This window comes from Nioella sp. (assembly GCF_964229645.1).
Taxonomy (GTDB): domain Bacteria; phylum Pseudomonadota; class Alphaproteobacteria; order Rhodobacterales; family Rhodobacteraceae; genus Nioella.
The window spans coordinates 1-3,470 of record NZ_CAXREX010000267.1; the positions used below are offsets into that span (position 1 = coordinate 1).

Sequence of the window (3,470 nt, forward strand, 5' to 3'; positions counted from 1 at the left end):
CAGACAACCAGCACGGTGGCAATGGGACTCGCGATGGTGGGGACCCACCTTGTCCAAGGAACCTGTGGCCAGAGTTCGACATAGGGTGCCCGACCCGCGGCTACGATGACCCAGACAAGTAGTGCAAGGGACAGCAGTCCGTAGGCCGAGAAATACACCCGCCGACCGACCGCGGCGATCAGCCCGTCGCGCAGGCCGCCGATGCGCGGCAAAAAGTGGCTGGCGATGAAGATCGCCAGTGCGAGCGTGTATTCCGTCCATCCGGTCATCAGCTTTCGGCTTTCTCCATCAGTCGCACGATGTGACAGGCGAAGGCGTAGGTCGCGGGCAAGCCGATGACCAGCCCCCCGGCGGCGGATTGCCAGGGCGTCAGGACGGGTAAGCCCATCCATGACCCGATGAGCGACGCGAAGAAGAGGTTCACTCCCATGGCGCCGGCCCCGAACGGATAGAGCGCCGCGAAGAGCTTCGGTGAGGGTCTCATCGGCGGCTCACCAGCATCTGCACGGCGACAAGTGACAGGACCAGCGCGACAGAGCCCACGAAGAACCAGAACTCCGCCGTCTCTGTCTGGGGTTGGGGGATGGGTCTGTCGAACGCCTCCGCCAGGGCGGACGTGGGCAGTGCCAGTGCAAGATACGGGGTGACGGCGAGAATGCGTTTCATCTCAGCTCTCCATGGTCAGGGTTTGATAGATCTCGGGCAGGGCGCGGGGCAGGCGCGCGGGCTGCGGCAGCAGGGTAAAGCCCGCGCGGCCGAAGATGCGGGCGAACCAGTCCTGGCCATCCTGATCGACGATGACGCCATGCACGGCCTGGCCGAGGGCGCGGGCCTCGCGGACGGCCATGCGGCTGTCCTCGATCCCGTGCTGACCCTCGTAGTGGTCGAGGTCGTTGGGTTTGCCGTCGGTCAGCACCAGCATCAGGCGGCGGGTCGCGCCTTCTTCGGCGAGCTGGGCCGAGACATGGCGGATCGCCGCGCCGAGCCGGGTGTAATGGCCGGGTGCAAGGCCCCCGATCCGGGCGGTGACGTCGCCGGACATCGGTTCCTCGAAGGTCTTCGCACGATGCAGAAAGACGCGATCGCGGCGGAGCGAGGAGAAGCCCCAGATCCCAAGCCGGTCGCCGGCGGTGTCGATCCCTTCCGCAAGCGATGACAGGGCTTCGCGGGCGACCTCGATGACGGAGGTGTCGCCGATAGCGGCTTCAGTGGAGCGGGAGCAGTCCATCAGGATCGCGACGCTCAGGTCGCGCGCCACTGGGCGTCCCGCTTGCCAGACCCGGTCTGACCCTTCCTGCCCGCAGGCGATATCTGTGCGGGACGTGACGATGGCATCGAGGTCGAGATCCTCACCGTCGATCTGGCGGGGCAGGACAACGCGGCGCGGGTGCAGCGGCGCGAACTGGCGTTTGACCCGGGCGACGAGGCGCGGGTCAGGGGCGTATTCGGTGCGCGGTGGTGCGGGCGCTTCCAGGACGCGGGTATGGCCGGGCATGTAATCACCGGAGCGGCGGTTCCATTCGGGATAGGTGAACTTGCCTGCCAGCATCTCGTGATCGGCATCCTGCGGCGACAGATCCAGCGACAGGCGCAGACGGGTCGCGGCGCGCTTCATGTTCTCCGAGAATGTCAGGTGGTCCTGATCCTCGGCCGCCTTTGCAGCATTGTCCTGATCGTCGTCATCGACCATGCGGTTGATGTTCAGGCTTTCGGCCCATGACATGATCGTTTCGAACCGATGGATGATGAACCCGTCGTTGCGGTTGGCCTGATCGCGGTCCTCGCGTTTCGCCTCTTTCCGGCTGGGAACGGCGAAGGCGGGAGTCTGATCGGGGTCCTCCGCTGTATCCGCCGCGCCCTTGCCGGTGGTCCGCGGCAGGAACCGCAGCCAGATCGGCACCGGGGCATAACTGCGGTAGCCGCGCGGGGCGGGGGTGTCGATTTCTTCGATCCCGCCACGCTGGCAGCCGATCTGATCAAGGATCATCAGCTCGACCGAGGCTTCGTGTTGGGGCAGGGCGCCGCGTTTGCGCAGGGCGCAGGTTTCGAGGCAGAGCACCCGGTAATCTTCCTGAAGACCGGGGCAAGCGCGGAAGGCGCGGTCCATGGCGGCTTCGTTCGCCGCGATCTGGGCGAGGTCGTTACGATAGGGGTCGGCCAGCCGCGCGGGGACCTCCGCAAACGCGGCGATGGCGGCGAGCCAGAGATAGGCGGCGCGGTTCAGCTCCCGTGTGGAAAAGCAGTCCATCACCGGCGGCAGACGCAGGCGATCCCCGTCGAAGTCCGCCACATGGACCTTTTCGCGCGGGGTGCCGACCCGGCGGAACAGGCCGGGCCGATGGTCGGAGGAGGCAAGCGGCGATGCCACGATCTCGACCCCCGCCGGGCCACCGAGTGCCCGGAAGAGTGCGGCAAGGCTGGGGCGCATGGCGTCGAATGTGACGGCGCGCTCAGCATCCTTTGCGGCCTTGCGCGTCGCCATGTCGTGCCAGAGGTTACCGACAGTTTCCTCCGGCTCCATGAGGTCGAGAACGTGGATCATGGCATCACCCGAATACGGCGCTGGCGATATCGCGCAGGGCCTGTTGAACGTCCGGCTCATCGCTGAGCGGTTCGATGATCGCGGCCTGAAGGGCCCGGTCGACGGGCATCCCCTTGGCGATCATCGTGGCGGCGTAGATCAGCAGACGGGTCGAGACCCCTTCCTCAAGATCCATGCCCGAGAGGTTGCGGATACCGCCCGCCAGTCGGACCAAGGCCTTCGCCCGGCCTTCGTCCAGCCCGCTTTCGCGGATCACGACCGGCACCTCGACCTCCGATGTCGGAAAATCGAACCCGACGGAGACGAATCGCTGCCGGGTCGAGGGCTTCAGCTTTTTCAGGATGTTCTGGTAGCCGGGGTTGTAGCTGGCGACGAGCATGAAGCTGTCCGGGGCGACCAGTTCCTCGCCCGTCTTGTCGATGACCAGCCGGCGGCGGTCATCGGTCAGCGGATGCAGGACGACGGTGACATCCTTGCGGGCCTCCACCACCTCGTCGAGGTAGCAGATGCCGCCTTCGCGCACTGCCCGGGTGAGCGGCCCGTCGACCCAGACGGTCTCGCCGCCCTTCAGCAGGTAGCGCCCGATCAGGTCGGCGGCCGAGAGGTCGTCGTGGCAGGCCACCGTGTGCAGCGGCAGGCCGAGCCTGGCCGCCATGTGTTCGACAAAGCGCGTCTTGCCGCAGCCGGTCGGCCCCTTCAGAAGAAGGGGCAGAGCGTTGGCATGGGCCGTCTCGAACACCGCGCATTCATCGGCGACGGGCTGGTAGAACGGCAGGTCGGAGTTATGCAGGTCTTTCATCGGATCACTCTCCCGGAACGGCCGCGTCTTTGATCACGGGGCCGGGTTTGACCACCTCGCGGCGCACCACGAGCATGGAGTAGATGAAGAGGAGCGCACCGAGGACCACCGCCACACCCGAGCCGAAGC

The 3,470-nt window shown here is 66.4% G+C and carries 5 protein-coding genes; all 5 read right to left on the bottom strand.

Annotated features, from left to right (window positions below):
* Positions 1-269, bottom strand: a 269-nt coding sequence (locus ACEQXV_RS17510) for an NnrU family protein (protein ID WP_370270237.1), incomplete at its 3' end; no start/stop codon positions are given.
* On the bottom strand, positions 269-484 hold the full coding sequence (locus ACEQXV_RS17515) for an NnrT protein (protein ID WP_093450965.1): 216 nt from the start codon (positions 482-484) through the stop codon (positions 269-271). The genes ACEQXV_RS17510 and ACEQXV_RS17515, both read right to left, overlap by 1 nt.
* Complete coding sequence (locus tag ACEQXV_RS17520; RefSeq protein WP_093450967.1) at positions 481-666, bottom strand: hypothetical protein; 186 nt, start codon at positions 664-666, stop codon at positions 481-483. The genes ACEQXV_RS17515 and ACEQXV_RS17520 overlap by 4 nt, the downstream gene beginning before the upstream one ends.
* A 1-nt stretch (position 667) precedes the next feature.
* Entirely contained in the window at positions 668-2,542 is a 1,875-nt protein-coding gene (locus ACEQXV_RS17525) for a nitric oxide reductase activation protein NorD (protein WP_370270239.1), read from the bottom strand.
* Between the two features lie 4 nt (positions 2,543-2,546).
* Positions 2,547-3,341 carry a CbbQ/NirQ/NorQ/GpvN family protein gene (locus ACEQXV_RS17530; RefSeq protein WP_370270240.1) on the bottom strand — a complete coding sequence of 265 codons (795 nt, stop codon included), beginning with the start codon at positions 3,339-3,341 and terminating at the stop codon, positions 2,547-2,549.
* Between the last annotated feature and the right edge of the window lie 129 nt (positions 3,342-3,470).

Bases quoted from the DNA above. Each gene is read 5' to 3' on its own strand.
- ACEQXV_RS17515 (WP_093450965.1), bottom strand. From the start codon at position 484: ATGAGACCCTCACCGAAGCTCTTCGCGGCGCTCTATCCGTTCGGGGCC.
- ACEQXV_RS17530 (WP_370270240.1), bottom strand. From the start codon at position 3,341: ATGAAAGACCTGCATAACTCCGACCTGCCGTTCTACCAGCCCGTCGCC.
- ACEQXV_RS17525 (WP_370270239.1), bottom strand. From the start codon at position 2,542: ATGATCCACGTTCTCGACCTCATGGAGCCGGAGGAAACTGTCGGTAAC.
- ACEQXV_RS17520 (WP_093450967.1), bottom strand. From the start codon at position 666: ATGAAACGCATTCTCGCCGTCACCCCGTATCTTGCACTGGCACTGCCC.